16 protein-coding genes, 1 pseudogene and 1 riboswitch are annotated in these 18,529 nt (G+C 69.4%); of the genes and pseudogenes, 12 read left to right on the top strand and 5 right to left on the bottom strand.

Annotation, left to right across the window (positions count from 1 at the left end; translation table 11 throughout):
* Positions 1-1,083: 1,083 nt before the first annotated feature.
* Positions 1,084-1,896: a hypothetical protein gene (locus ABZ910_RS30710; RefSeq protein ID WP_361371365.1), complete on the top strand. Its 813-nt coding sequence runs from the start codon at positions 1,084-1,086 to the stop codon at positions 1,894-1,896.
* A 111-nt stretch (positions 1,897-2,007) separates the two neighbouring features.
* On the opposite strand, the gene ABZ910_RS30705 is transcribed toward ABZ910_RS30710, so the two are convergent.
* Together ABZ910_RS30705 and ABZ910_RS30700 are read right to left on the bottom strand one after the other, a co-directional pair.
* On the bottom strand, positions 2,008-2,832 hold the full coding sequence (locus ABZ910_RS30705) for an SAM-dependent methyltransferase (RefSeq protein ID WP_361371362.1): 825 nt from the start codon (positions 2,830-2,832) through the stop codon (positions 2,008-2,010).
* Between the two features lie 152 nt (positions 2,833-2,984).
* Positions 2,985-4,427 carry a cytosine permease gene (locus ABZ910_RS30700; RefSeq protein ID WP_361371360.1) on the bottom strand — a complete coding sequence of 481 codons (1,443 nt, stop codon included), beginning with the start codon at positions 4,425-4,427 and terminating at the stop codon, positions 2,985-2,987.
* Positions 4,428-4,618: 191 nt separating this feature from the next.
* Positions 4,619-4,713, top strand: a riboswitch (TPP riboswitch).
* Here ABZ910_RS30700 and thiM point away from each other — a divergent pair.
* From thiM to ABZ910_RS30660, 8 genes are all read left to right on the top strand, one after another.
* Positions 4,705-5,529: a hydroxyethylthiazole kinase gene (thiM, locus tag ABZ910_RS30695; protein ID WP_361371357.1), complete on the top strand. Its 825-nt coding sequence runs from the start codon at positions 4,705-4,707 to the stop codon at positions 5,527-5,529. (Overlaps the previous riboswitch by 9 nt.)
* Positions 5,520-6,200, top strand: a complete 681-nt coding sequence (thiE, locus tag ABZ910_RS30690; protein WP_361371354.1) for a thiamine phosphate synthase — start codon at positions 5,520-5,522, stop codon at positions 6,198-6,200. Before thiM ends, thiE begins: the two co-directional genes overlap by 10 nt.
* A 523-nt stretch (positions 6,201-6,723) precedes the next feature.
* Complete coding sequence (locus ABZ910_RS30685; protein WP_361371351.1) at positions 6,724-7,728, top strand: LacI family DNA-binding transcriptional regulator; 1,005 nt, start codon at positions 6,724-6,726, stop codon at positions 7,726-7,728.
* 164 nt (positions 7,729-7,892) lie between these two features.
* Positions 7,893-8,849, top strand: coding sequence for a ribokinase (gene rbsK, locus ABZ910_RS30680; RefSeq protein ID WP_361371348.1), 957 nt, complete (start codon positions 7,893-7,895; stop codon positions 8,847-8,849).
* Complete coding sequence (gene rbsD, locus ABZ910_RS30675; RefSeq protein WP_361371345.1) at positions 8,846-9,250, top strand: D-ribose pyranase; 405 nt, start codon at positions 8,846-8,848, stop codon at positions 9,248-9,250. The genes rbsK and rbsD overlap by 4 nt, the downstream gene beginning before the upstream one ends.
* A gap of 9 nt (positions 9,251-9,259) precedes the next feature.
* The gene (locus tag ABZ910_RS30670) at positions 9,260-10,759 is read left to right on the top strand and encodes a sugar ABC transporter ATP-binding protein (RefSeq protein ID WP_361371342.1); all 1,500 of its coding nucleotides are present in this window, start codon (positions 9,260-9,262) and stop codon (positions 10,757-10,759) included.
* Positions 10,756-11,790 carry an ABC transporter permease gene (locus ABZ910_RS30665; protein ID WP_361371340.1) on the top strand — a complete coding sequence of 345 codons (1,035 nt, stop codon included), beginning with the start codon at positions 10,756-10,758 and terminating at the stop codon, positions 11,788-11,790. Before ABZ910_RS30670 ends, ABZ910_RS30665 begins: the two co-directional genes overlap by 4 nt.
* Positions 11,791-11,802: 12 nt before the next feature.
* Positions 11,803-12,819: a substrate-binding domain-containing protein gene (locus ABZ910_RS30660; RefSeq protein WP_361371337.1), complete on the top strand. Its 1,017-nt coding sequence runs from the start codon at positions 11,803-11,805 to the stop codon at positions 12,817-12,819.
* Between the two features lie 253 nt (positions 12,820-13,072).
* Here ABZ910_RS30660 and ABZ910_RS30655 read toward each other — a convergent pair whose 3' ends face one another.
* The 3 genes from ABZ910_RS30655 to ABZ910_RS30645 all read right to left on the bottom strand — a co-directional run bounded on the left by ABZ910_RS30655 (position 13,073) and on the right by ABZ910_RS30645 (position 15,775).
* A complete protein-coding gene (locus ABZ910_RS30655) occupies positions 13,073-13,873 on the bottom strand; it encodes an SAM-dependent methyltransferase (RefSeq protein ID WP_361371334.1) in 801 nt (266 codons plus the stop codon).
* Positions 13,874-14,090: 217 nt separating this feature from the next.
* A complete protein-coding gene (locus tag ABZ910_RS30650; protein WP_361371331.1) occupies positions 14,091-15,395 on the bottom strand; it encodes an MFS transporter in 1,305 nt (434 codons plus the stop codon).
* A gap of 38 nt (positions 15,396-15,433) precedes the next feature.
* Positions 15,434-15,775: a DUF1330 domain-containing protein gene (locus ABZ910_RS30645; RefSeq protein ID WP_361371328.1), complete on the bottom strand. Its 342-nt coding sequence runs from the start codon at positions 15,773-15,775 to the stop codon at positions 15,434-15,436.
* A 249-nt stretch (positions 15,776-16,024) separates the two neighbouring features.
* Between ABZ910_RS30645 and ABZ910_RS30640 the strand changes: the two genes are divergently transcribed.
* From ABZ910_RS30640 to ABZ910_RS30630, 3 genes and pseudogenes are all read left to right on the top strand, one after another.
* Positions 16,025-17,008, top strand: coding sequence for a glutathione S-transferase C-terminal domain-containing protein (locus ABZ910_RS30640; protein ID WP_361371515.1), 984 nt, complete (start codon positions 16,025-16,027; stop codon positions 17,006-17,008).
* Positions 16,957-17,070 (top strand): annotated as a pseudogene (locus ABZ910_RS30635) (SGNH/GDSL hydrolase family protein); the annotation flags it as partial. The gene ABZ910_RS30640 and the pseudogene ABZ910_RS30635, both read left to right, overlap by 52 nt.
* A gap of 180 nt (positions 17,071-17,250) precedes the next feature.
* Complete coding sequence (locus ABZ910_RS30630; protein ID WP_361371325.1) at positions 17,251-18,042, top strand: CPBP family intramembrane glutamic endopeptidase; 792 nt, start codon at positions 17,251-17,253, stop codon at positions 18,040-18,042.
* Positions 18,043-18,529 lie beyond the last annotated feature (487 nt).

The raw sequence follows: 18,529 nt of genomic DNA, 5'->3' as shown, positions 1-18,529 counted from the left end.
GATTCCACTGCCCGACAGCCGGTATCGGGGTGGCACCGTGCGCAGGGACACCTATCGACAGGGGGCGGGTGAGAGTGCGACACCCTCACCCGTCCCCTCATGAGACAGGGAACTTCGGAAGGGGAGATCGCGCGCAGCTCGATGGCCCCGATGCGGCCGCTGGACCGGCGACCGGGAAGGTGGAGCGCTGCGGCGAAGTGGACCGGTGTGGTCTCCGAGCGTGAAGGTCACATCGGTCCGCGGTGGCAGGGCCGCCCGAACCGGCGGTGGGGGCGACTTGGACGTGTCCCCTGGTGCGGCTTGCCGCGCGCATTCGGCGGGCGCGCGCCCCATCCGCAACGGGTGGCTTCCTGCATGCCGTGGCCTGCCGACGTCTTCGCCGGGGCGGGCGGGCCGCGAGGGCCGCCGCTCGATTCGCGCACCGAAGTCCACGCACGGAGAACGGGTCGCAAAGGCCGGCGTCCGGCGCCACCGCGTGAACTTCTGCTTGCCCGAAGCAGTGGACCATTACCGGGTCACGAGAACCACGCAGTCGGCTCGACTGCTTCCAACCTGGAAGAACCTCGGAGATACCGCACCGGACGGCCAACCAACACACCGCGCTGCCCACCCCCGATTTGATCCCTGGATCCACTCGGAACCGATCTTCGGAATTCATGAGATGGATCAAGGCCGTAGACACCGAGGCACACCGTAGCAGCACGTCTCGCCGGTGGTACAGGTGTGATGCGTGCGCACTTCGGGTCGCCGGCTTAACGGCCTCATCTCACTTTCGATTCAATCTCACGTCGCGGCCAGGGAAACTCCGGAGTAATCAACCCCGAGGGGTGGGAGCCGAGTTGATCGCGACGGAGACGGAGCCGCGCCGTGTCACGGAGCGAAGGGATCCCAGACGGCCCGGGACGGGGCCGGGCATGATATTGAGGCGCCTGGGGTACCATCGCCATCGCGCCACGAAGCTGACGATCCCCGTGCCCGCCGCGGCTCCGAATCCTGGATTGCGCCTCGGCTGCCGCTCATTCTCCCGGTGATCGCGCCGTCACCAGACGCCTGGAACTCATCTACCGCTCAACTGGAGCTGCCGTGAGATCAGTTCAGCACGCCGAGAACCGACCACAGCTTCTTGTGATCGACTATCCCGGACGCCGGGACACCGGACACGTGGGCGACATGCGACTGGAAGAACATGGTTTCGACGTCCGCTACACCATGCGTGCCGAACTCCCAAAAGAGTTGCACGGCGATGCATATGCCCGACGTCTGATCGATGAGTCGAAGATCGATCCGAACTCGGTCGTCGCGATCGTCGCCTACTGTATGGCCGCACACCTCGCGCAGGAATCGGCCGCGCAGCTGACAGCCGTGTCCGGCATGCCACTTCCGCTGATCGTCCTCGACAGCGGCCCCTGCCTGGCGGAAACCGTCGCGGCCGAGTGCCGTTCGGTGTTCGAGCTCTTCGACGGCGCGGAGTTGGCGGCGGAGGTCGACCGAGGCGCGCTGACCCACCTCTTCGAGGCCGAGGCCCTGCGAACCGACCCCGCGCACACCGTCGAGGAGTTCCGGGTGCGGATGCGCCTACTCGCCAGGAATATGCTCGCCGACGACGTGGAGACCGAGGAAGAGCTGGAGGAAGCGTCCACCCCGCTGGTGAATCTGTACGTCGGCTGGCTGACGCACCTCATCGCGGCCCACAACAGCTCAGCGCCCGCGTGGGGCGGCGACGTACTCCACCTCACTTCCCACGGCCACCCGTTCCGCGCGGACTGGCCGGGCGCCGTGTCGACCAGCACGCTGACCGTCGACTGCACGGAGAACGAGCTGCTGAGCAGCAAATCGACCAGAGACTCCCTTGTCGCCCACATCCAGAACGCACACGTCGTGCCCTTTTCGGCGTGACCGGTCTCGCCGGCAGATCACCACCCTGGCATCGGCGCCGCTGACGGAACCCTAGGCCCACCGAAGTCCTCGCCACTCACTGCCTGCCGTGCACGCGCCCGTCAGGCTTCGTCAAGCCTTCCGGGCCAGGCCGGCGGCGATGAGGCGCTCCCAGACGGTGAGTTCCCGATCGCCGCTGTTCCACGGGCTGTCCACCACGTCAGGACGCCACAGGGGCGCGGGGACGATCCCGGGGTCGAGGATCTCCAGGCCCTCCAGCAGGGACGCGATCTCCTTGTCGGTGCGCCACCTGCCGCGGCCGAAAGTCTGCTGGAGGATTCCCTCGGCCTCCGCTGTCTCGGGGTTGTCGCCGGAGCGGAAGTGGCTGACGAAGAAGTAGCTCCCGGACGGCACTTGGTCGCGCCAGTAGCGGACGATTCCAGCCGGGTCCTCCTCGTCGTTGACGTGGTGAAGGATGGCGCTGAACATGACGGCGACGGGGCGGTCGAAGTCGATCAGTTCCAGGGTGTCCGGGTGGGTGCGGATGTCTTCGGGGGTGCGTACGTCGGCCGCGACGACCCGGGTTCGGTCGTTCTCCTCCAGCAGTGCGCGGCCGTGGACCAGCACTTGGGGGTCAGTGTCGACGTACACGACCCGAGACTCCGGAGCGTGCCGTTGCGCGACCTGGTGAACGTTGTCGGCGGTCGGCAGACCGCTGCCCAGGTCGATGAACTGCCGCACGTCGGTGGTCGTCGCGATCTCCCCAACCGCCCGGATCATGGCTGCGCGGTTGGCGAAGGCGATGGCTACCGAACCGGGGAGATCGCGTTTGAACACGTCGCCGATCGCCCGGTCCACGGCGTAGTTGTCCTTGCCGCCGAGGATGTAGTCGTAGACGCGGGCGATACTGGGCTTGGTGGGGTCGATAGAGGAGCCTTCATCCGTCATGGCGGTCATCCTCCCCTGCAACGACCCCCGTTGACCCTCATTTCGGAATCCTCACGTCAATCGTCAGCGCCGGTCACCGCCCCGCCGGCGACGCAGTCCTCTCCCGCCGTGGCCGAAATCCAGGATCAAACGCACGTACCGGGGTGAAACTTCGGGAGATATCAGCCAGTTGGGTCCGCGGCTGCGTCGCCGTTCCGGCTCTGTCGATCGGCGCCGGATTCATCGCCTCGGCGCAGGTGAAAACGCAGGCGCAGTGGCGCGTACACGGCTACCGAGACCGCGAACGCCGCGTAGTAGGCCAGGTCGCCGCCGTGGAGGGCGGTGGCGACCGGGCCGACGTACAGCGTGGTGTTCATGAACGGCACCGCCGCGGCGAACGCGGCCGCGAAGGCGAGTACGGCCGGCCACCACGGCAGCGGACGGGCCAGTTCGGCCTGCAGGTCCAGGGGGTGTCCTCCGCGTGCCCGGGCGCGGGCGCGGACGAGCCAGTCGACCAAGACTACGCCGACGAAGCCGGGGATCCAATAGCCCACGAACAGCAGCACGTTCTGGAAGCGGGCCGTGGTGTCGGCGGCGTGCATCCACAGGACGAGGGCGAAGCCGAGTACAGCCGCGATGGCGGCGGCGAGCGGCCTGGGCAGGCGCACTCCGGCGGTCTGCAGGGCGAGCGAACCGCTGTAGTCGTTCATCGCGTTGCTGCACACCGAGGAGATCGCGATGGCCAGCAGGCCGAACGCACCGGCTGCCCCGCCGCCCAGCAGACGCTGCACGCCCGCGGCGGTCTGGTCGGTCAGCAGACGTCCGGCCCACAGACCCAGCGTCTCCACCCCCACGTAGGCGGCCGTGATGCCCAGCAGCGTGTACCAGAACATCCGCGGCCGGGAGGCGCGGGCGGGCAGGTAGCGGCTGAAGTCGGAGGCGTACGGCGCCCAGGACAGCGACAGACTCAGCGCGACGGTGCTGGTCAGGATGAACGCCCCGACCTGGTCGGGGCCGTGGACGGTACCGGACGTCGGCAGCGACGCCCCGTGCAGGAGCGCGACGCCGAGTGCGACGAACGCCGCGCCCAGAACGAACGTCATCACGCTCTGGAGCCGGTGGATGACCTCGTAGCCGAAGACGCCGAGCACGCCCTCCAGCACCAGCACCGCGAGCACGCCCAGCCAAAACGGCCAGCCCAGCAACCGGGCGAGCGCGTCCCCGCCGAACAGTCCGATCAGCGCGTCCCAGGCTATCGACGACAGCCACTGAAGAACCCCCGGGAGCGCGACCGCCCGTCCGAACGCAAGCCGCGACAACGGGAGTTGGCCGGTACCGGTGACGTTGCCCCACGTACCCAGGTAAGCGGCCGGCACGGCACCGAGCACAGTGCCCAGCGCCATGGCGGCGAAGGCCGACCAGAAGCCGAGGCCCAGCGCGATGCCGATGGTGCCGGAGAACACCCCGGTCATGGTCAGGTTCGGCGCGAACCAGACGGTGAACAGCCGCGCGGGCCGGCCGTACCGGTTGTCCTCGGGCACCGGACCGATGCCGTGCTGCTCGACGGAGAGGTCGCGCGAGCCCGTGGGCATGCGCCCGTCGAACACGGCGTGGTCGATGGTCATGAACGCTTCCTGGAGATCGGGGACGGGACCGGCGGGACGCGTGTCCGCCGATGCCACAGTGTCATCACATGGCACACGGCATTGTCGTCACCGGGGTGGCGGGTGCCGTCACCGGGGCGCCGCGGCGTCGCCGGGCGCTCCCCGTCGGACGGCCCCGCGTCAGGCTCCCGTCACCAGGGCGTTAGCATGTTCGACGAGACACGGGGTGCCCCCGCCGGGGGCTGAGATCACACCCGTCGAACCTGATCTGGCTCGTACCAGCGAAGGGATGTCGCGCATGACGCGCCCTGCCGACGATCTGACCGCCCACTGCGCCGAGGCTCTCGTACGGCTGCGGGAGTCCACACCCCTGGTGCAGTGCCTCACCAACGGCGTGGTCACCAACTTCACCGCCAACGTGCTGCTCGCCCTCGGCGCGACCCCGGCGATGGTGGACATCCCCCAGGAGGCGGGACCGTTCGCGAAGGCGGCCTCCGGTGTGCTGGTCAACCTCGGCACCCCGCACGCCGAGCAGCGGACGGCCATGGCGGAGGCCGCCGAGGCCGCGGCCGGCTCCGGGACGCCGTGGGTCCTCGACCCGGTGGCCGTCGGATCGCTGCCGGTGCGCACCGCGCTCGCCCGGGACCTGCTCGCGTTCGCCCCGAGCGTGGTGCGCGGCAACGCCTCGGAGATCATCGCGGTGGCCGGGAACGGATCGGGCGGGCGCGGCGTGGACGCGACCGACGGCGTCGAGGCCGCCGCATCCGCCGCAACCGCGCTGGCCCGGTCCACCGGCGGTGTCGTCGCCGTCTCGGGGCCCGTCGACCTGCTCACGGACGGGCGCCGGACCGTGCGGGTCGCCAACGGCGACGTCCTGCTGACGCGGGTGACCGGCGGCGGATGCGCCCTGGGGGCGGTCATGGCGGCCTTCGCCTCGCTGGTGGCAGCGAACGGCGACCGGCTCGCCGCGACCGCCGCCGCCGTCACGGTCTACACCGTCGCCGCGGAAGTGGCCGCGGCACGCGCCGCGGGGCCCGGCAGCTTCGCCGCCGCCTTCCTCGACGCGCTCGCCGACCTGGACGAGGCCCAGCTCACCGAGCGGGCGTCGGTCTCGTGGGCGTGATCCCCGCCGTCCCCGGCCGGCCCGACTACTCCGTCTACCTGGTCACCGACACCGCGCAGTGCGCCGCCCGGGGCCGGGACGTGGTCGCGACGGTCGCCGAGGCGGTGGCCGGCGGCGCCACCGCCGTCCAGGTGCGCGAGAAGGACGCCTCCGCGCGCGCCTTCCTCGACACGGTGCTGCGCATCGCCGCGGTACTTCCGGAACGCGTCGCGCTGTTCGTCAACGACCGGGTTGACGTCTTCCTCGCGGCCCGCGCGGCCGGCGCCCGCGTCACCGGTGTCCATGTCGGCCAGTCCGACCTGCCGCCCGACGCCGTCCGCGCTCTCGTCGGACCCGACGCCGTCCTCGGCCTGAGCGCCGCCACTCCCGCCGAGTTGCGGGCCGCTGCCCAGAGCCCCGCCCGCGTGGACTACGTGGGCATCGGGGCCCTGCACGCGACCCGCACCAAGTCCGACGCCCCGCCGGCCCTCGGCCACGACGGCTTCGCCTCGCTCGTACGCGCCGTACGACTGCCGGCCGTAGCGATCGGCGGCGTCCGCATGGCCGACATGCCGCTGCTGCGGGCGGCCGGTGCGGCAGGCGGAGCGATCGTCTCGGGCGTCTGCGCCGCCCCCGACCCACGGGCTGCCGCGCAAGCCTACGCGCACGCATGGGCCGCGGGAGACGACTAGAGGGACGCGGCCGTGACCTTGCCGAACCGCGTGCCGAGCATCCTGGGATCGCCTCCGGCAAGGTTGCCGGAGGCGGGGAGCAGCCGGGCCCATGTCTCCAGCGCCTCGACGGTCGGCCGCGTCTGTCTCCCCCCCCAGGACGGCTAACGGCTGACGGCGGCATGCGGGCCTTGATGGCCTGCACCTGATGTAGTCGACGCCCCTGCTCGAGTTCGCAGCGCGAAGTTCCCGTCCCGCTCTCCAGGCACCGCCCTCCACCAGAAGATCACGTCGGGGTTCGCGGCGGAGCCGCAGCGCGCCCCGCGACGACGTGGGATTCGCCGCGCGGCGCGGGTTGCGGCTGGCCGGTGGATCAAGGTGCGGTGCCTTTCCCGTGCGGCACGAGCCGCCCCTTCAGCACGCACCGTTCCCAAATCCGGGCGAAACGCTGGTTGAAAAATCTGCTCATCACTCATTGACGGGTGCCGACGCGACTGCAATCGTTCTCTGACATCGGTTTCAGTGACGAAACGGGAGTTCCGCAGTGAGCACCATCCACGATGTCGCTGCCCGCGCCGGGGTCTCCGCGGCCACGGTCTCCCGGCACCTGCGCGGACAGCGCGTTCGGACCGCGGAGGCGATCCAGGAGGCCATCGACGCGCTGGGCTACCGGCCCAGTGTCGCCGCACAGTCGCTGAAGTCCGGGCGTACCCACACGATCGGCGTCGTGGTTCCCGACATCACCAACCCGTACTTCGCCGCCGTCGTGAAGGGCATGGAGTCGGCCTCCCGGGACCGTGGCTACCGCATCCTGCTCGCCAACAGCGACGAGAGCAGCGAGCGTGAGGACGTCGTACTCACCGACATGATCCATCAGGTCGACGGGGTGATCCTGGCGCCGACGACGGAGCAGGACGAGACCCCGCTTCATATCCGCGACGCGGGTGTGCCGTTGGTGTTCGTGGACCGCGACCTGACGGGCGGCGAGCACTTCGACGCCGTACTGGTGAACAACCATGAGGGTGGCCGGCAGGCGGCCTCCCATCTGCTGTCGCTCGGGCACACCCGGATCGCCGCCATCAGCGGCCAACAGGAATCGACACCCGGGCGGCACCGCCGCGAGGGATTCGTGGAGGCACTGGCCGAGGGCGGCGTGGAACTCCCCCCGGAATTCGACCTGATCGGTGACTTCCGGGAGGAGAGCGGCTACCAACTCACGCTGCAGCTGCTGTCCTCGGCCGAGCCGCCCACTGCCCTCTTCACGGCCAACAACCTCATGACCGTAGGTGCGTTGAAGGCGCTGCACGACATGCGCATCGGCGTCCCCGACGATGTCAGCGTCATCGGCTTCGACGACCTCGACACCGGGCCGCTGCTGAATCCGCCCCTCACCGTCATCGACCGTCCCATGGTCGAACAGGGCGTCCTCGCCATGCGCTTGCTGCTCCAACGGCTCGGCCAGGACGACGACCGGGACCGCGGATCCCGTCGGATCACACTCGACACCAAGCTCGTCCAACGCGGCTCCACGGGAGTTCCGCGGCGATAGCCCGGGACCGGCGACCCGGCCGGAATTCGGCCGAGCTCCGGCACACAACGGCGCCAGCACAGCACAGACACACTCCGACAAGCACAACTCCGCAGGGGCACAAGGGCACAGCCACTCGGCCGTGTCTCTCCCCCGCTCATGCCAAAAACAGGAGGAGGACCGCGATGACCCGGACCGGTGTTCTCGTCGTCGGCAGCATGACCGCGGACGTCACCGCGTTCAGCAGGCGGCTGCCACAACCCGGCGAAACGGTGCTGGGGGACGACTTCACCCTCGTCCTCGGCGGCAAGGGGGCCAACCAGGCCGTCGCCGCCGCCCGGGCGGGCGCGCCAACCTGGATGGTCGGTTGCGTCGGACAGGACCTCTTCCGGGACCTCGTGCTGGACGGCCTGCGCGCCCACGGCGTACAGACCTCCGAGGTCCGTACGGTCCCGGACCGCACCGGCGTCGCTCACATCCGTGTCGATGCCTCCGGTGAGAACGACATCGTCATCACGCCGCTGGCGAACGCCGCGCTCACGCCCGACATGGTCGACGCGAGCATCACCGAGACCCGGGACCGCACGCGCGTCATGCTGCTTCAGCTGGAGGTACCGGCCGAGGTCACACGGCACGCCGCGCGGGCGGGTGCCGACGCCGGGTTCACCGTCGTACTCGATCCGGCTCCCGCGCAGCCGCTGCCGGACGACATCTGGGCGTACGTCGACATCGTCACCCCCAACGAGAGCGAGGCCGGCGCCCTGACCGGCATCACCGTGGACGGTCCCAAGTCCGCTGAACGGGCCGGCCGTTGGTTCCTCGACCGAGGCGTGTCGCACGCGCTGATCACGCTCGGCGGCGCCGGGGCGGTCTCGGTCACCGCGGACGCGGTCCGGCACTTCCCGGCCTTCCCGGTCACCCCCGTCGACACCACGGCGGCCGGTGACGCCTTCACCGGCGCGCTCGGCGCGGCCCTCGCCGCCGGCCTGGACACCGACGCCGCCGTACGCAACGGCATGGCCGCCGGAGCCCTGGCCACCACCCGTCCCGGGGCGAGCCCCTCGCTCCCGGACCTGGCCGCCGTACGCGCCCTGCTCGACTCCGCTGATTCCGCAACCGACTTGGAAGGAGCCGCCTCATGAGGCGCAACAACGGAACGCTCAACGGGCAGCTCGCCCGGGTCATCTCCGAGATCGGCCACACCGACCAGCTCGTCGTCACCGACGCCGGACTGCCCATCCCGCCCGGCGTGGAGCGGGTGGATCTGGCCGTCGCCGAGAACCTGCCGCGCTTCCTGGAGCTGCTCGACGTGGTCCTGGCCGAACTGGCCGTGGAGGACGTGCTCCTGTCGGAGGAGATCAAGGAGGCGAGCCCGCAGATGCTCGTCGAGATCGAGAAGCGGTTGGCCGCACAGGGGGTGGCCCTGCGCTTCGTACCCCACACCGACTTCAAGCAGGCGACCGCCGCCGCACGGGCCGCCGTTCGCTCCGGGGAGTTCACCCCCTACGCGAACGTGCTGCTCACGGCGGGCGTCGTGTACTGAGGAGCACGCATGAGGCTACGACTTGAGAACGTCACCAAGTCCTTCGGCGAGAACAGCGTGCTGCGCGGCGTCACCTTCGAGGTCGGTCCGGGCGAGGTCGTGGCCCTGGCCGGGGAGAACGGGGCCGGGAAGTCGACGCTGACCCGGGTCATCTCGGGTGCACACCAGCCGGATTCCGGGCAGGTCGTCATCGACGACGAACCCGTGTCGTTCAAGAACCCGCAGGCGGCGATGGCCCGGGGCATCGAGGTCATCTACCAGGAGTTCCGGCAGAACCTCTTCCCGCATCTGACGGTCGCCGAGAACATCCATGTCCTCGACCGCGAGCGGCGCTTCGGGCGGCTGCTGGTCTCCCGGAAACGGATGGCCGACGAGGCCCGGTCGGCCCTCGCCGAACTCGGCATGGACGACATCGACGTGCTCAGGCCCGTCGGCACGCTCGGTGTAGCGCAGCAGCAGATGGTCGAGATCGCCAAGGCCACCTCCCACGATCTGCGGCTGCTCATCCTCGACGAGCCCACGGCGGCTCTCGACGAGCGCGAGTCACAGCAACTCTTCGAGCAGGTACGTCGGTTGAGGGACCAAGGCGTCTCCATCATCTACATCAGCCATCGCCTCGACGAGATCTTCGAGCTCGCCGACCGCATCGTCGTCCTGCGCGACGGCCTGGTCGCCCTGGACTCGCCGACCGCGGACACGGGCCCGGCGCAGGTCGTCGCGGCCATGGTCGGCAACACGGTGGACAACTTCTACCCCAAGGAGCACAACGCCCGGGAAGAGATCGTCCTCCGGGTCCGCGGTGCCGGCTCCGGAACCGCCTTCCAGGGCGTCGACCTAGATGTCCGTGCCGGGGAGGTCCTGGGCATCGGCGGTGTGGTCGGCTGCGGCCGCAGCAGCCTGCTGCGTGCGCTGTTCGGGCTGGAGCCGCTCACCGCCGGGACGGTCGAGATCGACGGCAATACGGTGCCGCTGCGCCGCATCCAGGACGCCATCGCCTGCCGCATCGCCTACGTCACCCCCGACCGCCAGGCGGAAGGCCTGTGCACGCACCTGTCGGTGGAGGCCAACATTTCCCTGGCCACGCTGCGCCGTCACACCGGTCCGGCGGATCTCGTACGCCGGGGCCGGGAGCGGGAGGCCTGCGGCGAGGTCATGTCCCGGCTGCGCGTACGGACCGCCTCCCCCGAGGCCGCGATGGCGTCGCTGTCCGGCGGCAACCAGCAGAAGGCGCTGTTCGCCAAGTGGGTCCTGACCGGCCCTCGGGTCCTGCTCCTGGACGAGCCCACCCGCGGGGTGGACGTCGGGGCGAAGACCGAGATCTACCGCATCATCAACCAACTCACCGCGGACGGTGTCGCCGTCGTCCTGGTGAGTTCCGACCTCCCCGAGCTCGTCGCCATGTCCGACCGCGCGGTCGTCATGCGCCAGGGGCGGGTGGTGGCCGAGATGACCGGCGACCGCCTCAGCGAGCAGTCCGTCCTGGAACACGCATTGGTAGGTGCCGCATGAGCTCCACCCTGAAATCCGTGGCCCGCCAACTGCGGGCGGTCTGGATGCTGTTGCTCGTCGGCGTGATCCTGAGCATCGCGTCGCCGGTCTTCCTGACCAGCACCAACCTGCTGAACGTCGGACTGGCCACTTCGATGGTCGCGCTGCTGGCCATCGGCCAGACGTACGTCATCATCCTGGCCGAGATCGACCTCTCCGTCGGCGCGGCCCTCGGCTTCTCCTCCGCGGTGACCGCCCTCGTCCTGCGCGACCACGGGCTGCTGCCCGCCCTCGCGTCGGGACTCGGCGTCGGCGCGGCCGTCGGCCTGGTCAACGGTCTCCTGGTCACCAGGACCCGGATGCCGTCCTTCATCGCCACGCTGGCCATGATGTCCATCCTGTCCGGCCTGACGCTCCAGCTGACCAACGGCGACCCGGTCGGCATCAGCGACTACGACTTCGAGGGCATCGGGCAGGACTACCTCGCCGGCATCCCCGTCCCCGTCTGGCTGATGGTGGCCGGGTACGCGGTCTTCGGCGTGCTCCTGGCCCGTACCGGCTTCGGCCGCTTCGTCTACGCGACCGGCGACAACCTGGAGGCCGCCCGGCTGTCGGGCATCCGCACCGATCGCGTCAAGGTCCTCGCCTTCGTGATCAGCGGGCTCCTGGCGGCACTCGGCGGCTTCATCCTCACGGCCCGCCTGTCCACCGCCGAGCCCACCGCCGGAACCGGCCTAGAACTGGAGTCGATCGCCGCCGTCATCATCGGCGGCACCAGCCTCGCCGGCGGCCGAGGCACACTCCTCGGCACCCTGGTCGGCGCGCTGGTCCTCGGCGTCATCGACAACGGCATGAACCTGCTCGACGTCTCCCCGTTCCTGCAGAGCGTCGTCAAGGGCCTGGTCATCCTCCTGGCCGTCTTCCTCGACCGCAACGTCGACGCCCTGCGGGCCATGGTCGCCTGGCGCAAGCCGCCCCTCTCCCCCGCCCCCTCAGCGCCGGACACCGTCCCCTCCTCGTCCCCCGTCCCCGCCGCGCGTCACACCCCCTGAAGGAGCCGCCTCATGTCTGTCTCCCGCACCGCAAGGACGGCCGCCGTCCTTGCCGCCGCCACCGCGCTCACCCTCACCGGCTGCAGCCGGGGCACCCAGAACGCGGCCTCCGGCACCTCACCCGGCAAGGCGTCCGGTCACAAGACGGCCACCTTGATCATGAGCACCCTGAACAACCCGTTCTTCGTCAGCGTCGGCAACGGTGCCCGGTCCCAGGCCGCCAAGTCCGGGGTGAAGCTCAGTGTTCAGAACGCCAACAACTCCGACTCCACCGCGCTGAATCTGGCCACCACCGCCGTCTCCAAGCAGACCGGCGTTCTGATCATCGACCCGGTCAGCAGCACGTCCGCGACGGCGTCCGTCAAGCAGGCCAACAGCGCCAACATCCCCGTCATGGCCTTCGACCGCAAGCCCGACAGCGGCACGCTGTCCTCCTTCATCGGCTACGACGCGACCCAGGCGGGCCGCAACGCGGCCGACGCGCTCGCCAAGTCCCTCGGCGAGAAGGGCACGATCGTCGAGATCCAGGGTCTCCTCGGCACCAATGTCGCCCAGGACCGGAGCAAGGGCTTCGAGGAGGAGATCGCCAAGTACCCGCACATCAAGACCGTCGCCAAGCAGGCCGCCGGCTTCGACCGGGCCAAGGCGCTCGACGTCATGACCAACATCCTCCAGGCCCATCCGAACATCGACGGCGTCTACGCCGCCAACGACGAGATGGCGATGGGCGCCCTCGCCGCCCTCAAGTCCCGCCACCTGGCCGGGAAGGTACGGCTCGTCGGCAACGACGGCATAGCCGACGCCCTCGCCGCCATCCAGGCCGGCACGATGTACGCCACCAACGCCGAGTCGCCCTACGCCCTCGGCCAGAAGGTCGCCGGCCTCGCCGGGAACGTCCTCGACGGCAAGAAGGTGTCGGCCGAGGAGACCCTGCAGGGCAAGCTCGTCACCAAGTCCAACGTCAAGGAGTACGCCAAGTACCTCGTCGGGATCGGCGACTCCGCCGACGTACCGGCCGCGCTTCGGTAGAACCGTCGGCGTCCAAGGCCTGCTGCTCCACCGTGCCGGTGAGGCCAGAACCCGTTCCGGTGCAGTGCGCAGTGCGCAGTGCGCAGTGCGCAGCAACAGGAAGTCACTGGAGCCCGCCCGATGCCGCTGCCGCGTATCGGCACAGCATGATGAGGGCGGGCTCCAGTGGGTCGGCGCAACCACGACCAGGCGAAGGTGACTCGGGTGTCGGAATCGCGCCCCTGTGCCGAGCCTTGGGCAGACCCCCGCAATGTCAGGGTTTGCGGGCGACCGCGCAGAACTCGTCGATGTCACGCGCGCTGCCCGTGTCCGCGGGGTCGGGGCGCCAGTGTGTGAGGGGCACGATGCCGGGTTCGAGCAGCTCCAGGCCCTGCACGTAGCTGCGGATGTGCTCGGTGGTGCGCATGACCATGGGGTTGGGACTGTTGTCGTTCCACTCCTTCACGGCGTCGTCGGTACGGCCGCCCCCTGTGCTGTTGGTGGTGTGCGTGAGCGCAAGGAAGCTGCCGGGGGCCATGGCGTCGCGCAAGCGGCCCAAGATGGCGGCCACTTCGTCGTCGTCGGTGATGAAGAGAAGGACGCCGAGAAGGGTGACGGCGATGGGGCGGGTGAAGTCGAGGGTGCGGGCCGCCTCTTCGAGGATCTGGCCGGGGTTGCGCAGGTCGGCCTCGATGTAGGCGGTTCTGCCTTCGGGAGTGCTGCGGAGCAGCGCTTCGGCGTGGCGCAGGACGATGGGATCGTTGTCGACGTAGACGACGCGTGCTTCGGGCGCGAAGCGCTGGGCTACTTCGTGGGTGTTGTCGGCGGTCGGCAAGCCGGTGCCGATGTCGAGGAACTGACGTATGCCGCAGTCGACGGTGAAGTAGCGGATGACCCGTTGGAGGAAGGCACGCTGGTAGCGGGCCATGTCCGCGATCTCGGGGTAGATCTTGAGGATGGCTTCTCCGGCTTCGCGGTCGGCGTCGTAGTTGTCCTTGCCGCCGAGCCAGTAGTTCCAGGTGCGGGCGGGGTGGGCGGTGGTGGGGGCGAAGCGAGCTAACCGCTCCTCATGCATGAGGGGGATTCCTCTCGTCGGATGCCGGAGAGGATACGGCCGGCACGTGCGTGAGGGGATGGGGTGAACCGGAGCGCATGCGCTCGACTGCTGAGGGCGCACCGCCCGCGGAGGATCATCCCGTGATCCCTGGCGCCGCCCCGACGGGCTGTTGGGCGTGCAGGTCGACCAACTTGCCCCGCTGACTGGCGAGTCGATACCCTGTCCGGTCAGGTCGTCACACCCGCGCCCTTGGATTCGGTCCGCCCCGTGCGGCCGCTTCGGAAAGGCGGTGTGGCGACCTGGCCAGGTGGATCGAGCGGAGTGCGGTGAGGGTGGCGAGAAGGGCCGTGAGCGTGGCGAAGGCGTAGAACGTGTGCGTCAGGCCGAACCGGGTCGAGAGGAAGCCAGCCAGGATGGCGGGCAGGGAGAAGGCCAGGTAGGCGACGACGAAGAAGGCGGCGAGGGTTTCGCCTCGGCGCGCTACCGGGGCGGCCTGGGTGATACGGCGGGTGCTGCCCATGAAGGTGAGACCGAACCCGACGCCGGTCATCGCGGAACCGGTGAAGAACAGAGCGGGGCTGTCGGCCAGCAGGGCTCCGGAGACGGTCAGCATGCCCAGGAGCAGGGCCGTACAGCCGAACGCGGAGGTGATGCCGTCCGAGACGGCGCCCCAGCGCAGCGTCCACGTCAACTGGGCCAGCGCAGCGACGCCTTGCATGCTCAGGATCACGAGGCCCGAGATGAACGGGTTGGAGCCGTGGAGCAACTCCTTGACCAGGCTGCCGCCAAGGCCGAGATACAGACCGCCCACGGCCCAGGCGACGGCGACTCCCGTGCCGGCGATGAGGAATTCGCGGCGCGTCTCGGCCGGAACCCGCAACGGCTGGAGGCGCAGCACTCGCGACCACCGACGCGGTGAGAGACGTACCGTCTCGGGCACCCAGCAGACGATGGCGACGAGCAGGGCGAGGGAGAGGCCGGCGAGGGCGAGGAAGGGGGTGCGCAGAGGGGAGGGTCCCCACTGGGCCAGTGTCCCGCTGACCGTGGCGCCGACGGCGAGGCCGCACGGCATGGCGGTGCTGTTCACGAGACCCGCCGTCCGGTGGTCGCCACGAGGATGCAGATCGACCAGGGCCGCGCTGGCGACGCCGGTGAACACGCCGGTCGCCAGCCCCTGTACGGCGCGGGCGACGTAGAGCCAGCCAACGGAGCCGGCGGCGAGGAACAGTACGTAACTCGCGATCAGCAAGCAGATGCTTCCCAGCAGGACGGGGCGGCGGCCGACGCGGTCGGACAGCCCGCCGACGAGCAGGAGGGCCACCAGGACGCCGACCGCGTACATGGCGAAGACTGCGGTGAGCGTGGTCGCGGAAAAGCCCCAGCGCTCCTGGTAGTTCACGTACAGCGGGGTCGGTGTGCTGTTGGCCGCCAGCACCACGCCGACCCCTGCGGCCACCGTCCAGAAGGCCCGGGTGGACCGGCGCTCTCGCCGCCCGCCGCCGCCCGTGGCGTCCGTGGTCGATCGGTTGTCCGTGGCCATGGAACGGTCCTCGCGTCCAGGATGCGATGTGGCTCGAATCAGTCCTTCAACAGCGGGCGGAGATCGTCGAGTCGGTCGAAGAGATGCCAGACGTACGCCGACGTTCCATTCTCGCGATGTGGATGGAGCGTGGCCAGGGCCGGGTCGTCGCGGTAGCTCGCGAAGGCCTCCGGCGAGTCCCACTCCACGAGAATGAGCACGCGGCGCGGTGCGATGTCCCCCGCGACACTCTCCCGGAACTTACCGAGGGCCACCACGCGGCCGCCGTGGGCGGTGACTTCCTTGACGGACCTGCGAGAATAGGCCAGGTATTCCTCGCGGTCCGCGACGTCGAACAGATTGAGGGCGTAAACCTTTCCAGAACCTGGAATTTCAGCCAAGAGTCGCTACCTCATTTGGACTCATTTGAACCACGGCAAATATTCGAGGTGTATACCATCCATTCGAAGCTTGCAGCAAGCCTCAGTCTCATGCGGGTGACCAATCGACGGATTTCTGTCGCTATGTGATTGATTGCCTGGCCGTTGGCTGCCGCCCGCTTTGCGGCATCGGGGGTGGCGCGCGCCAGGTTGGAGGATCCGGCGCTGGGGCGAAGGTTCCTGATGACAGCGGTACGACGAGGAGGCGGCATGGGCGGCGACGGCAACAGCACCTTGGGGCACAAGGAGTTCAAGCGTTCCAGGAGCCACTTCACGGACCGGATCACGGCCGACGGACGGGACGGCTGGCCCGTGGAGTCCGGGCGTTACCGGCTGGTGGTCTCCCGGGCCTGTCCGTGGGCGAGCCGGGCGGTGATCTCGCGTCGGCTGCTCGGGCTGGAGCAGGCGCTGCCGATGGCGATCACCGACCCGATCCAGGACGACCGGAGCTGGCGGTTCACCCTCGACCCCGACGGCCGGGACCCGGTGCTCGGTATCCAGTACCTGGCCGAGGCGTACGACAAGCGAGAACCGGGCGCGCCCGGCGGGGTGAGCGTGCCCGCCGTCGTGGACGTACCCAGCGGCGCACTCGTCACCAATGACTACCAGCAGCTGACCCTGGACCTGGCGACCGAGTGGACCGCCCTGCACCGCGAGGACGCGCCGGACCTGTACCCCGATCGTCTGCGCGACGAGATCGACGAGGTGATGGCGGACGTCTACGAGGACGTCAACAACGGGGTGTATCGGGCCGGGTTCGCCCATAACCAGGAGGACTACGAGAAGGCGTGCGCGGGGGTTTTCCGGCGACTGGAGTCGCTCGCTGAGCGGTTGGCCGACCGTCGCTATCTGGTCGGCGACACGATCACCGAGGCGGACATTCGGCTGTTCACCACCCTGGTCCGGTTCGACGCCGTCTACCACGGCCACTTCAAGTGTAACCGCTGGAAACTGACCGAGAACCCGGTCCTGTGGGCGTACGCGCGGGACCTGTTTCAGACACCGGGCTTCGGCGACACGGTCGACTTCGACCACATCAAGCGGCACTACTACCAGGTCCACTCCGGCATCAACCCCACCGGCGTCGTGCCGCTCGGCCCGGACCTCGACGGCTGGCTGAGCCCGCACCACCGCGAGCAGCTGGGCGGCCGGCCGTTCGGGGACGGCCGGCCGCCCAGTTCAGCGCTGAGCTGAGCAAAGCCTTCTGGATCACGCCTGCAGACCGCACAAACCCCGGCCCTGTGACGGACTGGCGGACAGGTGGGGCCCTGGCCCGGAGCCTCGCCCGGCTGCCATGCACCGATGAAACGCGGGGCCTCACCCGCACGACACCTGCAACCGCCGGACCGGACGTGCTACGGCGAACGGACATGTAGCGCTGTGTGACTGCTCCGGTCGTCGTTTCCCCTCGCCGGGCGTCTCGTTGACCAGGACGGATGACCACAGACGCCCTTGGCCGTAGCTATACGAGAACAGGCCGTGGAACGGCGCGTTGCTGGTCGCGCGTCGCGAACGTCGGCGATCCTTGTTCGGCCATGTGGATACTTTTCCTGGCCGTCGTGGTGCTCGCGGCCGCGAACGCGCTCAACGCCTTGCTCGCACCCGGTTGGTACGTGCCGGTCTGTGTAGTCGCGGCCGTGCTGCTTGTTCTGATCGCCCGCCGGTCCGGCCTCACGTGGGACGATCTGGGGCTCGGCAGGGCCGCGGCCCGCCGCGGTCTGCGCTGGGGCCTGGTTCTGGCCGGAGCCGTTCTCGTGGTCTATCTGGTAGGCCTGGCCCTACCGTTCGCCCAAGAGGCATTCCAGGACGAGCGGGCCGCGGGCCTGTCGCCCGGAGAACTGGTGTACCGCGTGCTGGTCCGCGTACCGCTCGGCACGGTGCTGCTTGAGGAAATCGCATTTCGCGGCGTGTTGTGGGCCATGGTTCGGCAACGGTGGGGGCCTGCATGGGCCACCGCCGCTTCCTCGGTGCTCTTCGGGCTTTGGCACGTACAGCCGTCACGCGGGCTCACGCGCGCGAACGCGGCGGCCCAAGCGGTCTTCGGAGCCGGCCAGGTCGGCGTCGCCCTCTCCGTGACAGCGGCGGTCGCCGGCACCGCCCTCGCCGGTGTGCTCTTCTGTGAGCTCCGCCGCCGCTCCGGCAGCCTCATCCCACCCGTGGTGCTGCACTACTCCCTCAACAGTCTGAGCTACACGCTCGCCTGGGCCGCGAGTCGCTGGTGGGCATGATCGGCGCACCTCGGTGCGTCAACGGCGCACTGGCGCTCGTAGGTCCGTCTCCTGCCCACTCCCGGGCCGCTACTCACCGCTACATGTCCGTCTGCCGTAGCCATACGAGCGGGCCCCCGAACCGTGGGACTGCGCGTATCTCACGGTCCAGGGCTACCGGAGCGGACCAGCCGCCGTCAGGACATCGGGGAGCGGTCGCGGATGGTTACCGCGGTGTTCGATTGCGAAGGGTCGGGTCCGCGTGAGACCGCGCACGCCGCGCCGCCCGACAGGCAGGAGTGACGCTCCGTCAGGTGTGCGGCTGTCTCCTCCGCGGTCGGCTCCGGCCGGTGACGGTGCTGGTCATGCAGGCCGACGCATCGTTCTGGGACTCGCTCGTGTTCGCTGGGAGTCGAGGGGTTGTGAGCTGTTGATGCGTGACGGCACACAAGGGTGTTCTGGTGTGCATGAGCGAGTGCACGGGCCGGGGTGCGCATCTCGCGCAGTG

The sequence above is a fragment of the Streptomyces sp. NPDC046805 genome, assembly GCF_040645355.1.
GTDB lineage: Bacteria > Actinomycetota > Actinomycetes > Streptomycetales > Streptomycetaceae > Streptomyces.
This window is presented reverse-complemented; position numbering and strand designations above follow the sequence as displayed.

Excerpts from the sequence above, each read along its gene's own strand:
- ABZ910_RS30705 (WP_361371362.1), bottom strand. The coding sequence starts at position 2,832 with ATGACCGCCATGACGGATGAAGGCTCCTCTATCGACCCCACCAAGCCC.
- ABZ910_RS30700 (WP_361371360.1), bottom strand. The coding sequence starts at position 4,427 with ATGACCATCGACCACGCCGTGTTCGACGGGCGCATGCCCACGGGCTCG.
- thiM (WP_361371357.1), top strand. The coding sequence starts at position 4,705 with ATGACGCGCCCTGCCGACGATCTGACCGCCCACTGCGCCGAGGCTCTC.
- rbsK (WP_361371348.1), top strand. The coding sequence starts at position 7,893 with ATGACCCGGACCGGTGTTCTCGTCGTCGGCAGCATGACCGCGGACGTC.
- rbsD (WP_361371345.1), top strand. The coding sequence starts at position 8,846 with ATGAGGCGCAACAACGGAACGCTCAACGGGCAGCTCGCCCGGGTCATC.
- ABZ910_RS30670 (WP_361371342.1), top strand. The coding sequence starts at position 9,260 with ATGAGGCTACGACTTGAGAACGTCACCAAGTCCTTCGGCGAGAACAGC.
- ABZ910_RS30665 (WP_361371340.1), top strand. The coding sequence starts at position 10,756 with ATGAGCTCCACCCTGAAATCCGTGGCCCGCCAACTGCGGGCGGTCTGG.
- ABZ910_RS30660 (WP_361371337.1), top strand. The coding sequence starts at position 11,803 with ATGTCTGTCTCCCGCACCGCAAGGACGGCCGCCGTCCTTGCCGCCGCC.
- ABZ910_RS30655 (WP_361371334.1), bottom strand. The coding sequence starts at position 13,873 with ATGCATGAGGAGCGGTTAGCTCGCTTCGCCCCCACCACCGCCCACCCC.
- ABZ910_RS30650 (WP_361371331.1), bottom strand. The coding sequence starts at position 15,395 with ATGGCCACGGACAACCGATCGACCACGGACGCCACGGGCGGCGGCGGG.
- ABZ910_RS30640 (WP_361371515.1), top strand. The coding sequence starts at position 16,025 with ATGGGCGGCGACGGCAACAGCACCTTGGGGCACAAGGAGTTCAAGCGT.
- ABZ910_RS30630 (WP_361371325.1), top strand. The coding sequence starts at position 17,251 with ATGACCACAGACGCCCTTGGCCGTAGCTATACGAGAACAGGCCGTGGA.